This is a genomic window from Photorhabdus viridis (genome assembly GCF_040256935.1).
Classification (GTDB): domain Bacteria; phylum Pseudomonadota; class Gammaproteobacteria; order Enterobacterales; family Enterobacteriaceae; genus Photorhabdus; species Photorhabdus viridis.
The window spans coordinates 1-478 of the sequence record NZ_JBEJZY010000259.1 but is presented as its reverse complement, the minus strand read 5'-3'; the positions used below and the strand labels follow the sequence as shown (position 1 = coordinate 478).

The following is a 478-nucleotide window of genomic DNA, read 5'->3' as shown; positions in this document are numbered from 1 at the left end:
GTATCGAATTTCTGGGTGAACAGGAGCGGACCAACTATCCGTTTGTGCTGTCGGTAGAGGACGGAGGTTCTACTCTGGGGCTGACTGCGCAGGTAGTACAGCCGTTTGAGCAGGATCGGGTATGCGGTTATATGCAACAGGCGCTGGCAAGTCTGGCAGAAGCGCTGGAGCGGGCACCGGAAACGCCGGTACGGGCGCTGAATATTTTGCCTGAAACGGAACGCGCGTTATTGCTGGAAACCTGGAATGCGACTGAAACACCGTATCCTGAGCAGTTATGCATTCATCAGTTGATTGAACAACGGGTAGAAAAAACGCCTGACGCCACCGCGTTGGTGTATGAAGGACAGACCCTGAGCTATGCCGCATTGAATGCCGATGCTAACCGGCTGGCCCATCAACTGATTGCACTGGGAATCGCGCCGGATCAGCGGGTGGCCGTCTGCATGGCAAGCTCACCGGCGCGGGTAGTAGGGTT

The 478-nt window shown here is 56.1% G+C and carries 1 protein-coding gene; it reads left to right on the top strand.

The genetic code is table 11. The annotated features are described in order from the left end of the window. A partial coding sequence (locus tag ABR397_RS25540) for an AMP-binding protein (protein WP_350307769.1) occupies nt 1-478 on the top strand: 478 nt, incomplete at both ends.